We start from the raw sequence: 13,591 nt of genomic DNA, 5'->3' as shown, positions 1-13,591 counted from the left end.
ATATAAATTTTTTAATTTATGATGCTTATTTTAAATAATAATAAGCATCATTTATTATTAATCATGTTTTCTTTTTATGAGTTTTTCGACCAACGGTGTCATGATTAACTCCATCGCTAATCCTAATTTTCCACCTGGTACAACGATAGTGTTCATTGCGGATATAAAAGAACCATTTAACATCGCCAATAAATAAGGGAAGTCGATCTGTTCTAGCCCCCTAAAACGAATGACAATGAAACTTTCATCTTGTGAAGGAATCGCTTTAGCGGAAAATGGATTGGATGTATCGACAGTCGGTACACGTTGGAAATTAATATGGGTACGTGAAAATTGAGGGGTAATATAATTAATATAGTCACCCATTGAACGTACGACGGAATCCATGACGGCTTCTCGTGAATGCCCCCGTTCTGTTGTATCGCGGATCAATTTTTGGATCCATTCAAGGTTAACGATTGGAACCACACCCACTAATAAATCGACGTACTGTGCGACATCGTTTTCAGGCGTGACGACACCGCCATGCAAGCCTTCATAGAATAAAACATCACTATTTGCAGGTAAGGGTTCCCACGGTGTGAATGTGCCAGGCTGAAGCCCATAGGGTACAGCTTCATCATAGGTATGAAGGTATTTACGTGATTGACCTCCACCCTGTAAGCTGTAATCTAATAAGGTCTGTTCTAACAATGAAAAATCATTCGCTTCGGGACCAAAATAGCTGATGTGGCGGCCTTGTTCTCTTGCTTTGCGAATCGCCATATCCATTTCTGGACGCGTATAACGGTGGAAACTATCCCCTTCTAATGTTGCCGCTTGGATATTTAACTGATGGAATATTTTACGAAATGCTAAGCTTGTGGAGGTGGTTCCGGCACCACTAGAACCAGTAATTGCAATAATTGGGTGCTTTTTTGACATCATGGACTCCCTGTGCTGCGTTTGCGTCCATGCTTATTAAAATCATGAGCGAAACGGGTTTACGGGCGAAACTGACTTTTTGGCATAAAATTAACAGATTCATGTAATTCTGACCAGACTAGCACAATTTCTCCTGAAACTAACAGCCGTTTTACGTCGTCTACCTTTTGTTGTAACGACTTTTCATGTTCACCATAATCTGTTCCTTCACGTAAGACATAAGCTTCGATCAGGTTTTCTAAAGTGTCAGGGTCTAAATCTTTCCAAGGAATAATCATGACGTTTATTTACTTAAATATGCTGTTAACCATTGAGGAATACGTTTTTCTAACCACATTTCTGGTTTCCTAAAGGAACCGCTAACAAAACCAACATGTCCACCATGTTCAGTCATTTGATATTCGATATTCGCGGGTAAATGTGCTAAATCAGGCACGACATCAGGTGCCATAAAAGGGTCATCTTTGGCATGAATGATTAATGTCGGTTTGGTAATACGGGGTAACCTTGGTAACGCACTGCATTTTTGATAATAATCTGTCGCATTTTCGAAACCATGGATCCTAGCCGTGATCACATCATCGAACTCACGAATACGTTTTAGTTGCTTCAGTTGCGCTAAATTTAGGGGTAATGAACCTGGGTAACGCACCAGTTTGCGTGTGGCATTACGTTTCAATCCATTCAGTAAATAACGTTGATAGAATTGGGAAAACCCCTTTTCCATGCGAATCGAACAAGGTTCTAGCATCAAAGGAGCAGATACGACAACCCCTGCATCAAGGTCTGCCTCATCACCACTTTCCGCTAAATAGCAAGCAAGCATATTACCACCAAGAGAATAGCCAACAGCAGCGGTTGGAACATTTCCCCAAGTCTGTTTTAGCCAATGCAAAAAATACCGCGCATCACTGGTTTCACCTGAGTGATAAATCCGCTTTTGACGATTCGGTTCACCACTACAACCTCGGAAATGCATGATCACCCCTAACCAACCGTGATTCTGGGCGCTTTCTAACATGCCATGAGCATAAGGGCTTTTAAAACTACCTTCTAAGCCATGAAATATCACTAAACGCGGTTTATCGCGTGCCAGCTCAGGGGCTTCACTCCAAGCAAGGTCGATAAAGTCACCGTCAGGTAACTCAAGTCGTTGCCAAATAGGCTTAATTTTCGGTGTACGTCGAAAGATCCTTGGCAATAATGTTTGAAGGTGTGGATTCTTAGCCCAGTTGATTGGTCGAAAGTTTTCTGACATAGCCTTATTTAATTTAGTAATACCCTTGTGGGGCACATAACATACTGTTATTTTTTTGTGATGCAAGTGCACTTAATCGTTAGGATTGATTATAAATGAGTCTAGGACTAGTTTTTTCACTTTTTACGTTTCTATTTATTGCAGCAATAACACCCGGTCCTAACAACATGTTGTTAACATCAAGCACTGCCAATTATGGTTTCCGTCGCAGTGTTCCCTTATTATTGGGGATCATGTTGGGTATGCAGTCTATACTTTACCTTTCCGCGTTTGGTGTTGCAGCGCTTTTATTGCTTTATCCCGCATTACATATCGGCATGAAAATCGTTGGTAGTATATATTTATTGTGGTTGGCATGGAAAACCGCAACCGCCAGCTATTCACCATTGAAAACAGAGAGTACCGTTGCCAAAAACATCAAATGGTATCAAGGTGGGTTGTTACAATTTTTAAATCCAAAAGCTTGGATGATGGGGCTCGGTGCTGTCGGTAGTTATAGTCTCCCCGGAGAACTGTTTACTCAATCGATTATTATAATGAGTATTGCCGTGGTCATGGTTAATTTAGTGGCAGGGGTAATTTGGATGGCTGGCGGAGTCTTCATTGGCCATTTTTTAAGAAGCCGTCGTGCGTGGTTTATTTTTAATATAGTGATGGGACTATTAACGGCAGCTTGCGTCCTCTTGATTTGGCTTGAATAAAAATGTGCGGTAAACGGCAAAAAACCTTTATGAAGGGGGGAGCCTAATCATTGTGGCTCCCCCTATCATTTAATCCAAATCGATATTTTTGCTACCAAAGAAGTAAGTGAAAATAAATCCGCACACATAAGCGACGGCAATGCCACCGACATAAACCGACATACCTGCAAACACACCTTGGGCAGAGGTCATGAGCGGAATGGCAACTAAACCTGATGGGCCAAACACCGTGTTCAGTCCGACAGGTAAGCCCATCCAAGCAATTAAACCAATAAAGAAACCACCCGCAGCCCCCCCTAAACAGGCCGTCACGAAAGGCTTCACGCGTGGTAAGGTGACGCCATAGATCAGGGGTTCTCCAATACCAAGGAAGCCCGGAATGATGGCACCGCGAATTTGATTACGTAAAACCGAATCTTTTTTCGCTTTTGCATAGAGTGCGAGAGCGGCACCCACTTGCCCAGCACCCGCCATGGCCAAAATTGGGAATAATGAGTTGAAGCCTTGGGCATCCACTAAGGCAAAATAGACGGGAACAAATCCTTGGTGTACCCCAAACATCACGGCGATCAAGAATAAACCTGCTAATACGGCGGTTCCAAATGGATTACCATTGAGGTGCATAAATAGCCATGACATACCACTGAATAACCAGCTACCTAATGGCATGATGACCACATAAGCCGCCGCACCAACAATCAGTAAGGTAATGGTGGAAGTTAAAATCATATCAAGGTTAGCAGGAATAATTTTACGTACCTGTTTTTCAACCCATGCACCAAAAATACAGGCGATTAACACACCGATAATGCTGCCTCTAGGGTCTATATCCCAACCAAAAAAGTTGGTCATTCCTGAAAACACCCCAGTGGTTGCATTGGGGTCATAACCCAATACAAAGAGTGCGGCAATAATCGCGCCATTGACTCCACTACCACCGAAGGCTTTTTGGGCATTATAGCCAATTAAAATACTTAAAAAGCTAAATAACCCTTTGCTGAACACCGACATATAAAGAATTAAGTGCACGCCAAATGTCTGTTGCTCTGGGGTTTTAGGTAACCCTTCCGGATAGAAGGTTTGAGTCGCTAATGTTGCGAAACCGAGTAGTAGACCGGCAGCAATAAACCCAGGAATAAGGGGAGTAAAAATGGTGGCAAACTTAGATAAAAAACGATGCACTGCACTTGTTTGTTTCTGCTTCATCTGTTGCTTATTCGATGAGGCAAGTGCACTTAGGTTCGTTGCTAATGAAGGATCTGTTTTTTCGTCAACGACCTGCTCACCACTTTCGAGTATTTGATTCATTAGGTCAGCAGCAGTTTGAGCTTTACCTGGCCCTAGAACAATTTGTAATTGCTCATCACTTTCGATGACGCCAAGGACGCCAGCGATTTGTTTAATTGCTGTTTTATCGACAAGTTGGTCATTGTTGAGTGTTAAACGCAAGCGAGTCATACAGTTTCCCGCTTGCTTAATATTTGCACTGCCGCCGACCTTTTGCAGGATCTCCTGCATCATTTCTTTTGTGATTTTAGCCATGCCATTTACCCTATCAGTTTCCGTTTATTAAACGGACTTTGCGACGTTGAGCGCCGTACGAATAAACCCATTATTGTCTGATAGCAATTGACGTGCTTCATGTGCATTTAGCCCAGATAAGATCATCAAAATTGCTGTTTTGCAGTGTCTTTGACATTGTTGTAACGCGGATTCTGCGGTTTCCCTGTCACATTCAGTCGCTTCCATGACGATTCTGACTTGTCTCTCAACTAACTTGGCATTGGTTGCTTCAACATCGACCATTAAATTGCCGAAGACTTTACCAATACGGATCATTGCACCCGTCGTGATCATGTTGAGCACTAATTTCTGTGCTGTTCCTGCCTTCATGCGTGAAGAACCTGTCACGACTTCTGGTCCGACAATAGGTGTAATAGCGATATCGGCTGCATTGGCGACCGGACTATTTGGGTTACAGCTAATGGAAGCTGTCACAGCGCCGACTGTGTGTGCGTAGGCCAGCGCACCGAGTACATAAGGTGTACGGCCACTAGCGGCAATACCGACAAGTACATCTTTGTGATTAAATTGGATGTTAATCAGATCTTGCTCTCCCAGCTCTGGTTTATCTTCCGCATTTTCAACAGCACGGAAAATGGCTTGGTGACCGCCAGCGATTAAACCAATCACTTGTTCATGGGGAGTGCCATAGGTAGGAGGGCATTCACTCGCATCCAAAATACCGAGGCGACCTGATGTGCCTGCACCTGAATAAATCAATCTACCGCCATTGAGAAATGCTTGGGCGACTTTGTCGACAAGTTGTGCTATTTGTGGCAGTACTTTTTCGACAGCAAAGGGTACTTGCTTATCTTCATTATTGATGACTTGCAACATATCAAGAGTAGACAACTGATCGATATGGGTGCTCGCTGCGTTACGACTTTCCGTTACCATTTTGCTTAAGTCAATGGTCATAATAAATTACTCCTACTTCGGTTAATGGAAGGATATTAAGGAATTATTTATTCCAGTGATGTGATAATGATCACGGTGCTCTCTATTCTGAATTGTCAATATGAAAGAATATTTCTGTATGATTTAGATAGAGATGATTGGTTACTTATTGAATTTAAGGGATTAATGCTAAGTAATGCTATTTTTCTACGAGGAATAATTTATTTTTAATCATAGGCAATGAATAAGGAATAAGGATGACTTTACTGGATACCATCACGTGTTTGCTGCCAAGGCTTGCTGAAAATCAACGTAAGATCGCTCAGTACATCCTCGAAAAACCCGAGCGCGTACTTAGCTTATCTTCTCAGCAACTGGCGGAAACGTTGAATGTGAGTCAATCTGCTATTGTTAAATTTAGCCAAAAGGTCGGCGTGAAGGGATATCCGGCACTCAAATTAGCACTCAGTGAAATTATTGGTCGTCAACAACTTGATGAAGCGAACCCCCATGTGGCGTTGCATAATCGTATCACTCAGAGCGATAACCTAATGGTTGTCGCACAAAAGTTGGCTCTGGAAAAAAACTATTCCATCACCGAAACAACGCGTCATCTCGATTTTAAAATGTTTGAAAAAATTGTGGATAGCATTGATAAATCACAACGTGTACAGATTGTGGGTATTGGGGGATCAGGCTTAACGGCCAAAGACTTAAGTTACAAATTACAAAAGATTGGTATCACCACCTTGGTAGAATCGGATCACCATGTGCAAATTGCAGCCGCACTGACCTTGACCCCGCAGGATACTCAAATTGTGATTTCGTTTACAGGTAAGCGTAAAGATATGCTGACTGCTGCCAGCATTGCCCGTAAACAAGGCGCTAATGTGGTGGCAATTACGCGTAGTAGGCTTTCTCCTTTAGCACAATTGTCAGATTATGTACTGGAAAGTATTGCGGAAGAAAACGAATGGCGTAGCTCATCAATTTCATCGAGAACGGCTCAAAATACGCTGACAGATCTACTGTTTATGGCTTTGCTCCAAAAACGTGAAGCACGAGCGAAAATGTTGGTAATGAATGCGCGAGTCATGATCAATAAATTAGACGAGTAAAGGTAAAATTGTTTTTTATCAATAAGTCACTTGCTTGTTCTTTGCAAAATGCCCTTATTTGAGTTAAGACTAATATAATGAATAAATAATATGACGCAATATAATAAGGGCATTATTAATGAGGGCATTAATTGTTTATACGGAGCTAACGGATGACGACTCCGTCATTAGCCATGCAGTAGCAAGACTTGCCAGTGAACTCAATGATGAACATGTCGAAACAGTCATCATTCGCGACTTTGAAGACGGCCTCGCTTATATCCGCTCAAATACCAGTATTGATTGCTTATTGTACGGTCGAGATATGTCTGACCGTGATGAACAGGTTCAAGCGCATCGCTTAATTACCCAATTACATCGTAGGCAAGAAGATGTTCCCGTCTTCTTGCTCAGTGATCGTGAAGAAGCGCTGGTTGCTTTTGATCGTAATATGATGGAGCAAGTTGATGAATTTGCTTGGATCTTAGAAGATTCAGCCGACTTCATTGCAGGCCGAGTACTGGCGGCTATTCAACGCTATCGCTCTCAATTGCTCCCACCGTTAATGAAAAGCCTAATCAAGTACAGCGATGTGCATGAATACTCATGGGCAGCGCCGGGTCACCAAGGCGGTGTAGGGTTTACCAAAACGCCAGCAGGGCGTATTTATCATGATTTTTTTGGGGAAAATCTTTTCCGTACAGATATCGGAATAGAGCGCGTGGCTGTCGGATCGTTACTTGACCATACAGGGGCATTCGGCGAGTGTGAAAAGAATGCAGCTCGTGTGTTTGGTGCTGACCAGTCTTATTCTGTGGTTGTGGGCACCTCCGGCTCTAACCGAACAATTATGCAAGCCTGCATGACGGATGAAGATGTCGTGGTGATTGACCGTAATTGTCATAAATCTATTGAGCAAGGATTAATATTAACGGGGGCGAAACCCGTCTATATGATCCCGAGTCGCAATCGTTATGGCATTATTGGGCCAATTTATCCCAAAGAAATGACGCCAGATGCGATTAAATTTAAAATCGCGCATAACCCGCTTACGAAGGCGAAAGTTAAACAGAAACCGGCTTATAGTGTTGTGACCAATTGTACATATGATGGCGTTTGTTATAACGCACGTAAGGTACAAGACTTGCTGGATGGCTCTTTAGACCGTATTCATTTTGACGAAGCTTGGTATGGCTATGCGCGTTTTAACCCTATTTATCGTGACCATTTCGCAATGCGTGATGAAGAAAGAACAGAAAACCAGCCCACTATTTTTGCCACGCATTCTACGCATAAGTTACTGAATGCCTTATCACAAGCCTCTTTTATTCACGTACGTAATGGTCGTAACGCGATTGATTTTAATCGTTTCAATCAAGCCTATTTAATGCACTCAACCACCTCACCGCTATACGCGATTTGTGCATCCAATGATATCGCCGCGGATATGATGGATGGTAATAGCGGGCGGTCACTGACCGATGAGGTGATCCGTGAATCTATCGATTTTAGGCAGTCTTTGGCTTATTTGTATAAAGAATTTATCAATGATGGGGAATGGTTCTTTAAGCCTTGGAATCAGGAAATGGTGAAAGACCCTGCCACGGGTAAACGATATGCCTTTGAAGATGCCCCTGTTGAACTACTCATGAAAGAGCAAAGCTGTTGGGTCATGCATCCAGAGGATAAATGGCACGGCTTTAATGATATTCCTGATAATTGGGCCATGTTAGACCCTATTAAAGTGAGTATTCTCTCTCCTGGGATGGGGGATGATGGTAACTTATTGGATACAGGGGTGCCTGCTGCACTGGTGACCGCGTGGCTCAATCATTATGGCATTGTGCCGACACGCACTACTGACTTTCAAATCATGTTTCTCTTTTCGATGGGGATCACCAAAGGGAAGTGGGGAACATTAGTGAATACCCTGCTTTCCTTTAAGCGTCACTATGATAGTAATACCGCGTTGAAAAAGGTGCTCCCTGAGGTTGTGCAGTCTGCCCCTGAAATTTATGGTGAAATGGGGTTACGTGACCTAGGGGATAATATGTTTGCTTATTTACAGAAAAATAACCCAGGCGGATTACTCAATCAGGCGTATTCGCATTTACCTCAGGTGATGATGAGCCCGCGAGATGCTTATCAAGAAATTGTGGCGAATCGTGTTGAAGCGGTTCCGGTTGATCAATTAGTCGGTAGAGTGGCCGCTAACTCGATTATTCCTTATCCACCCGGTATCCCAATGCTTTTATCGGGGGAAAACTTTGGTGATGAAAATAGCCCCCATATTCGTTATTTACAAGGTTTACAGGCATGGGATAGTGCGTTCCCTGGTTTTGAGCATGAAACTGAAGGCACGGAAGTTATTGATGGCCGATATCATGTGATGTGTGTGACAGCACGAGAGCAATAAGTGAAATAGGGGAGCGCGAATATTAACGCGCTATCTTTAGAGAACCGAGGGAACAACGAGGTGAATGTCTGTTTATTCAACACCTATTTGTTCCCACTACGGTTCTTTGGAAGAGATAAATCAATCGGCTACGCGTTGGATTCGAATTCAGTGGTCATGGCTTCGAGCTGCTCTTGCAGTTCCATCCATGCCATTTCCACCTCTTCTAACGCATTTTTTTGCTCGGTTTGGCTTTTCAAACATTCTGATAGCTCATTCTTGCGAGCATGCTCATAGATGGAGGCATCAGAAAGCATCGCTTCCAGTTCGGCTAAGGCGCTAGCGTGCTTCTCCATTTTCTTTTCCAACTCCACCAACTTTTTACGAATAGGTTGAGTCTGCTGGCGAAACTCGGCTTCGCGGCGTTTTTGATCTTTTCTATCTTGCGCAGTGACTGTCGTTGTGTTCGCTGGGCGTTCTTTTTCTTGTTGATCGCGAGCCTGCTGTAACTCCATTTTATTTTGTTCGGCTAGCCATTGTTGGTAATCCTCTAAATCACCATCAAAAGGTTCAACCAAACCATCATGCACTAAATATAAGTCATCGGTTGTGGAACGTAATAAGTGCCTATCATGAGATACCACAACCAAGGCCCCTTCGAAATCAATCAATGCTTCTGTCAGCGCTTGACGCATATCTAAATCTAGGTGGTTCGTGGGCTCATCAAGCAGTAACAAATTAGGTCGTTGCCAAACAATTAAGGCGAGTACCAAACGGGCTTTTTCGCCGCCAGAAAAACGGCCACTTGGGTCAGTCACTTGATCCCCTTTAAAACCAAACCCACCTAAATAATCACGTAATTGCTGCTCGGTTTCTTGTGGTGCCAGTCTTGCGAGATGTTGCAAAGGGGATTCGTCAGCATGCAAATACTCTAACTGATGCTGCGCGAAATAGCCTAATTTAATACCTTTAGCTAACGAAACAGTGCCTTGTAATGGCTGTAAGTCTCCAGCAAGTAGTTTAATCAGTGTCGATTTACCCGCACCGTTGCGGCCTAACAAACCAATACGCGAACCGGGAACCAGATTCAATTTAATCGATTTTAAGATGATGGTATCACCATAACCGGCACTGACTTTTTCCATTTTCAGTAATGGATTTGGCAAGCTTTCAGGCTTACGGAAGGAAAAATGAAAGGGATTGTCGACATGGGCCGGTGCCACCATTTCCATCCGCTCTAACATTTTAATACGGCTTTGAGCTTGTTTCGCTTTGGTTGCCTGTGCCCTAAAGCGATCGATATAGCTTTGTAGGTGGGCTGCTTTAGCTTGCTGACTCTCATATAAAGATTGTTGCTGAGCCAGTTTGGTGGCGCGTTGCCGTTCAAAGGAAGAATAGTTGCCGGTATATTCGAACATACTTTCTTGCTCAATATGCAATACTTTATCAATGATCGGATCGAGGAAATCTCGGTCATGAGAAATTAATATTAATGTGCCAGGATAGCTTTTCAGCCATTTCTCTAACCAGATGACGGCATCTAAATCAAGGTGGTTCGTTGGTTCATCCAGTAATAATAAATCAGAACGGCATAGCAATGCTTGCGCAAGGTTAAGGCGCATGCGCCAGCCACCTGAAAATGATTTTACCGGTTCTTGTAATTGGTGTTGATTGAAACCAAGGCCATGTAACAGACTTGCAGCGCGTGAACGGATACTCCAAGCATTAATTGCATCAAGTTGACCATGTAAGGCGGCTATTTTATGGCCATCATTCTTGTCATTGGCCAATTGCAGTTGTTGTTCGAGAGTACGAAATTCGCGATCACCATCTATCACATACTCAAGTGCAGGCTGATCGAGGGCGGGGGTTTCTTGGTTAACCCAAGCGAGCGCCCATGTATTTGGGAAGGTAGCCGAACCTGCTTCTGCTTGTAATTCGCCTTTTAGCAATGCAAGCAGGGTTGATTTTCCACAGCCGTTTTTACCCACTAACCCAACTTTTTGACCTGGGTTGATTGTCGCGGTGGCATTGTCCAGCAAAACGCGAACGCCACGGCGAATTTGTAATGAAGAGAAAACAATCATAGATGCCGTCAGTTGAAAATATGTTAAATTATACGCGTCATACTTCAAGTTGCAGCGCGTGTTGTCAAGGCATGCTAGCTAGTTTATCCACACTAGTTACCTAGCTCTCTAGGTGCCTAGCGATTCATTCACTTGCTGCCTCACTGCAATTCGAATTATTAAGAGTATATACAGTGAATACCCTAGAATTTTCAGCTGGTATACGACCATACGAAAATGTGTAGGTGTAAAATAAAAGCGATATCCAAGCTGCATGGTAACGGAAAATTATCCGTCTGACACGCCTTTGAGGAGGGAAAGATGTCAAATAAGCTGAAAGTATTAGTACTCTACGCACATCCTGACCCTGAAGAATCCGTCGCCAATAAAGCTTTGCTCGAAGCCGTCAAAGATTTAGACCATGTGACTGTACATGATCTGTATGCGACTTATCCTGACTATTTTATTGATGTGACCGCAGAGCAAAAACTGCTATGCCAATATGACGTCATTGTCTTTCAGCATCCCCTCTATACCTATAGTTGCCCAGCGTTATTAAAAGAGTGGTTTGATAGAGTATTAACGCGACGTTTTGCGACAGATATGGGGTATCAAAAATTAAAAGGGAAATATTGGCGCTCAGTCATTACCACGGGAGAGCCTCAGGAAGCCTATCAATATGGAGGCTATAATCGTTATCCCTTAAACGACATTTTACGTCCTTTCGAACTGACAGCGGCAATGTGTGACATGCAATGGTTAGAACCCAACATTATTTATGCTGCGCGTAGGCAAGATAAACACCATTTACAGCAGATCATCTCAGGGTACCGTGAGTGGTTACAACAACCATTACAAACAGGGGGCCTCTCCTAATGGGACAACTCGATATCTTTGAAGCTGTCATCGTGTTCCTGTGTGCTGGGGTTGTCATGGTGCCCATCGCCCAAAAAATTCGTTTAGGTGCGGTGCTGGGGTATCTATTAGCGGGTATCATGATTGGACCGTTTGTCTTTGGTTTCATTCATAACGTTGACGATATTCTCCATTTTTCGGAAATGGGCGTTGTATTTTTGATGTTTTTAATTGGCTTAGAACTGAAGCCATCGAAACTCTGGGAGTTACGTCGTTCCATTTTTGGCGTTGGGACAGCACAAGTTGTCGTCACGGCCGCAATCATGGCGGGATTACTTTTTTTAGCAAAATTCTCTTGGCAAGCTGCGGTTGTTGGCGGGCTAGGTATGGCAATGTCATCAACCGCAATGGCTTTGCAGCTCATGAATGAAAAGGGCATGTCCAATAAAGAGAGCGGGCAGTTAGGGTTCTCGGTATTGTTATTCCAAGATATGGCCGTGATCCCAATAATGGCATTAATCCCATTATTGGCTGGTGATACCGCGAGCAGTGATTGGTATCGTATTGGCTTGAAGGTTGCTGCATTTGCAGGCCTTTGGGTGGTGGGACGTTACTTATTACGCCCGATGTTCCGTCTGGCGGCAAAATCAGGTGTCCATGAGATTTTTACCGCGGCAGCACTGTTGGTTGTGCTTGGTTCTGCGCTTATTATGGAAAGCCTCGGCTTCTCCATGGCGCTCGGAACTTTTATGGCGGGAGTGATGCTCGCTGAAACAGAATTTCGCCATGAGTTAGAAATTAATATTGAGCCATTTAAAGGTTTATTGCTGGGACTCTTTTTTATCTCAGTGGGTATGTCGCTAAATTTACAAATACTCTGGTCATATCTTCCACAAGTTTTATTCGGTGTTCTGGTCTTAGTCTCGGTGAAGGCTCTAGTGCTGTACACCCTCAGTTGGATAGCGCGATTACGCAATGGCGCTAGAGCGCAATTTTCTGGCGTATTAAGCCAAGGTGGTGAGTTTGCGTTTGTTATTTTTGCGACGGCATCGGGTGCCAGTGTGATTGATGAAAGGCAGATGGATTTACTGCTAGTGGTCGTCACGTTATCGATGATGACGACACCACTTGTGATGCAATTGATCGATGCCTATTTGAATTATCGTTATAATCGCCAGCCTGTTTCCCATGAAAAACCATTCGTTGAAGACAATGATCCCCATGTGATTTTAGTTGGCTTTGGGCGCATGGGCCAAGTTGTTGGTCGCTTACTAATGGCTAATAAAGTGAAAATTACGGTTCTTGAGCAGGATGTCACGGCAATTAGCACCATGCGTCGTTATGGTTATACCGTTTATTATGGTGATGCGCGTGAGCTACAACTATTGCGTTCAGCGGGAGCCGAGAAAGCGAAAGCGATTGTCATTACGAGTGACGTTCCTGAAGAGGTGATGGAAATCGTGCAATTATGTCAAGAAAACTTTCCAAACCTACATATTATTGCTCGAGCAAAAGGGCGCGTTGAGGCGCATGAATTATTGCAGCGTGGCGTCACCGATTTTAGTCGTGAAACCTTTTCCAGCGCATTAGAGTTGGGGAGTAAAGCACTCATTAGTACAGGCATGCACCCGCATAAAGCCTATCGCGCCAAACAGCATTTTCGACGATTGGATATGCGAGTATTACGGGAGATAATCCCAGAAAATGAAGGTGATAGCGGCCAAATTTCCCGTGTTAAAGAAGCGCGCCGAGAGTTAAATGAGTTGTTCGAAAAAGAGATGCTAAGAGAACATCGCCAGCCACATAGCTGGAATCATGATAAATAAAGGATAGAT

The 13,591-nt window shown here is 43.5% G+C and carries 11 protein-coding genes; 5 read left to right on the top strand and 6 right to left on the bottom strand.

The features are described from left to right. Positions 1-57 precede the first annotated feature (57 nt). The 3 genes from O7C57_RS18610 to O7C57_RS18600 are packed head-to-tail and all read right to left on the bottom strand — an operon-like array spanning position 58 to position 2,182. Positions 58-924 (bottom strand): phosphoribulokinase, encoded by an 867-nt coding sequence (locus tag O7C57_RS18610; RefSeq protein WP_269724005.1) that lies wholly within the window; start codon positions 922-924, stop codon positions 58-60. Between the two features lie 59 nt (positions 925-983). Continuing rightward, entirely contained in the window at positions 984-1,202 is a 219-nt protein-coding gene (locus O7C57_RS18605) for a YheU family protein (protein WP_154623249.1), read from the bottom strand. A gap of 5 nt (positions 1,203-1,207) precedes the next feature. Beyond that, the gene (locus O7C57_RS18600; RefSeq protein ID WP_163860553.1) at positions 1,208-2,182 is read right to left on the bottom strand and encodes a hydrolase; all 975 of its coding nucleotides are present in this window, start codon (positions 2,180-2,182) and stop codon (positions 1,208-1,210) included. 95 nt (positions 2,183-2,277) lie between these two features. Between O7C57_RS18600 and O7C57_RS18595 the strand changes: the two genes are divergently transcribed. Beyond that, positions 2,278-2,883 carry a LysE family translocator gene (locus tag O7C57_RS18595; RefSeq protein ID WP_154623251.1) on the top strand — a complete coding sequence of 202 codons (606 nt, stop codon included), beginning with the start codon at positions 2,278-2,280 and terminating at the stop codon, positions 2,881-2,883. Between the two features lie 69 nt (positions 2,884-2,952). Here the strand turns inward: O7C57_RS18595 and murP are convergent, their stop codons facing one another. Both murP and murQ read right to left on the bottom strand, forming a co-directional pair. Then, a complete protein-coding gene (gene murP, locus O7C57_RS18590) occupies positions 2,953-4,425 on the bottom strand; it encodes a PTS N-acetylmuramic acid transporter subunit IIBC (protein ID WP_163860554.1) in 1,473 nt (490 codons plus the stop codon). A gap of 27 nt (positions 4,426-4,452) precedes the next feature. After that, entirely contained in the window at positions 4,453-5,364 is a 912-nt protein-coding gene (murQ, locus tag O7C57_RS18585; RefSeq protein ID WP_269723431.1) for an N-acetylmuramic acid 6-phosphate etherase, read from the bottom strand. Between the two features lie 236 nt (positions 5,365-5,600). Between murQ and O7C57_RS18580 the strand changes: the two genes are divergently transcribed. Continuing rightward, positions 5,601-6,461, top strand: coding sequence for a MurR/RpiR family transcriptional regulator (locus O7C57_RS18580; RefSeq protein WP_154623254.1), 861 nt, complete (start codon positions 5,601-5,603; stop codon positions 6,459-6,461). Between the two features lie 118 nt (positions 6,462-6,579). Next, a complete protein-coding gene (gene adiA, locus O7C57_RS18575) occupies positions 6,580-8,856 on the top strand; it encodes an arginine decarboxylase (RefSeq protein ID WP_163860555.1) in 2,277 nt (758 codons plus the stop codon). Positions 8,857-8,984: 128 nt separating this feature from the next. Here adiA and O7C57_RS18570 read toward each other — a convergent pair whose 3' ends face one another. Continuing rightward, a complete protein-coding gene (locus tag O7C57_RS18570; RefSeq protein WP_269723430.1) occupies positions 8,985-10,922 on the bottom strand; it encodes an ABC transporter ATP-binding protein in 1,938 nt (645 codons plus the stop codon). 300 nt (positions 10,923-11,222) lie between these two features. Here O7C57_RS18570 and kefG point away from each other — a divergent pair, with 300 nt between their 5' ends. Continuing rightward, positions 11,223-11,777: a glutathione-regulated potassium-efflux system ancillary protein KefG gene (gene kefG / locus O7C57_RS18565; RefSeq protein ID WP_154623257.1), complete on the top strand. Its 555-nt coding sequence runs from the start codon at positions 11,223-11,225 to the stop codon at positions 11,775-11,777. Further along, a complete protein-coding gene (gene kefB / locus O7C57_RS18560; protein ID WP_154623258.1) occupies positions 11,777-13,582 on the top strand; it encodes a glutathione-regulated potassium-efflux system protein KefB in 1,806 nt (601 codons plus the stop codon). Before kefG ends, kefB begins: the two co-directional genes overlap by 1 nt. Positions 13,583-13,591: the final 9 nt, after the last annotated feature.

The organism is Providencia sp. 21OH12SH02B-Prov (assembly GCF_027362595.1).
Lineage (GTDB): Bacteria > Pseudomonadota > Gammaproteobacteria > Enterobacterales > Enterobacteriaceae > Providencia > Providencia zhejiangensis.
Note: the sequence above shows the minus strand (reverse complement) of the source record. Positions and strands in the feature narration are given on the sequence as shown.

Coding starts and splice junctions, on each gene's coding strand:
- O7C57_RS18610 (WP_269724005.1), bottom strand. CDS start 924: ATGTCAAAAAAGCACCCAATTATTGCAATTACTGGTTCTAGTGGTGCC.
- O7C57_RS18605 (WP_154623249.1), bottom strand. CDS start 1,202: ATGATTATTCCTTGGAAAGATTTAGACCCTGACACTTTAGAAAACCTG.
- O7C57_RS18600 (WP_163860553.1), bottom strand. CDS start 2,182: ATGTCAGAAAACTTTCGACCAATCAACTGGGCTAAGAATCCACACCTT.
- O7C57_RS18595 (WP_154623251.1), top strand. CDS start 2,278: ATGAGTCTAGGACTAGTTTTTTCACTTTTTACGTTTCTATTTATTGCA.
- murP (WP_163860554.1), bottom strand. CDS start 4,425: ATGGCTAAAATCACAAAAGAAATGATGCAGGAGATCCTGCAAAAGGTC.
- murQ (WP_269723431.1), bottom strand. CDS start 5,364: ATGACCATTGACTTAAGCAAAATGGTAACGGAAAGTCGTAACGCAGCG.
- O7C57_RS18580 (WP_154623254.1), top strand. CDS start 5,601: ATGACTTTACTGGATACCATCACGTGTTTGCTGCCAAGGCTTGCTGAA.
- adiA (WP_163860555.1), top strand. CDS start 6,580: ATGAGGGCATTAATTGTTTATACGGAGCTAACGGATGACGACTCCGTC.
- O7C57_RS18570 (WP_269723430.1), bottom strand. CDS start 10,922: ATGATTGTTTTCTCTTCATTACAAATTCGCCGTGGCGTTCGCGTTTTG.
- kefG (WP_154623257.1), top strand. CDS start 11,223: ATGTCAAATAAGCTGAAAGTATTAGTACTCTACGCACATCCTGACCCT.
- kefB (WP_154623258.1), top strand. CDS start 11,777: ATGGGACAACTCGATATCTTTGAAGCTGTCATCGTGTTCCTGTGTGCT.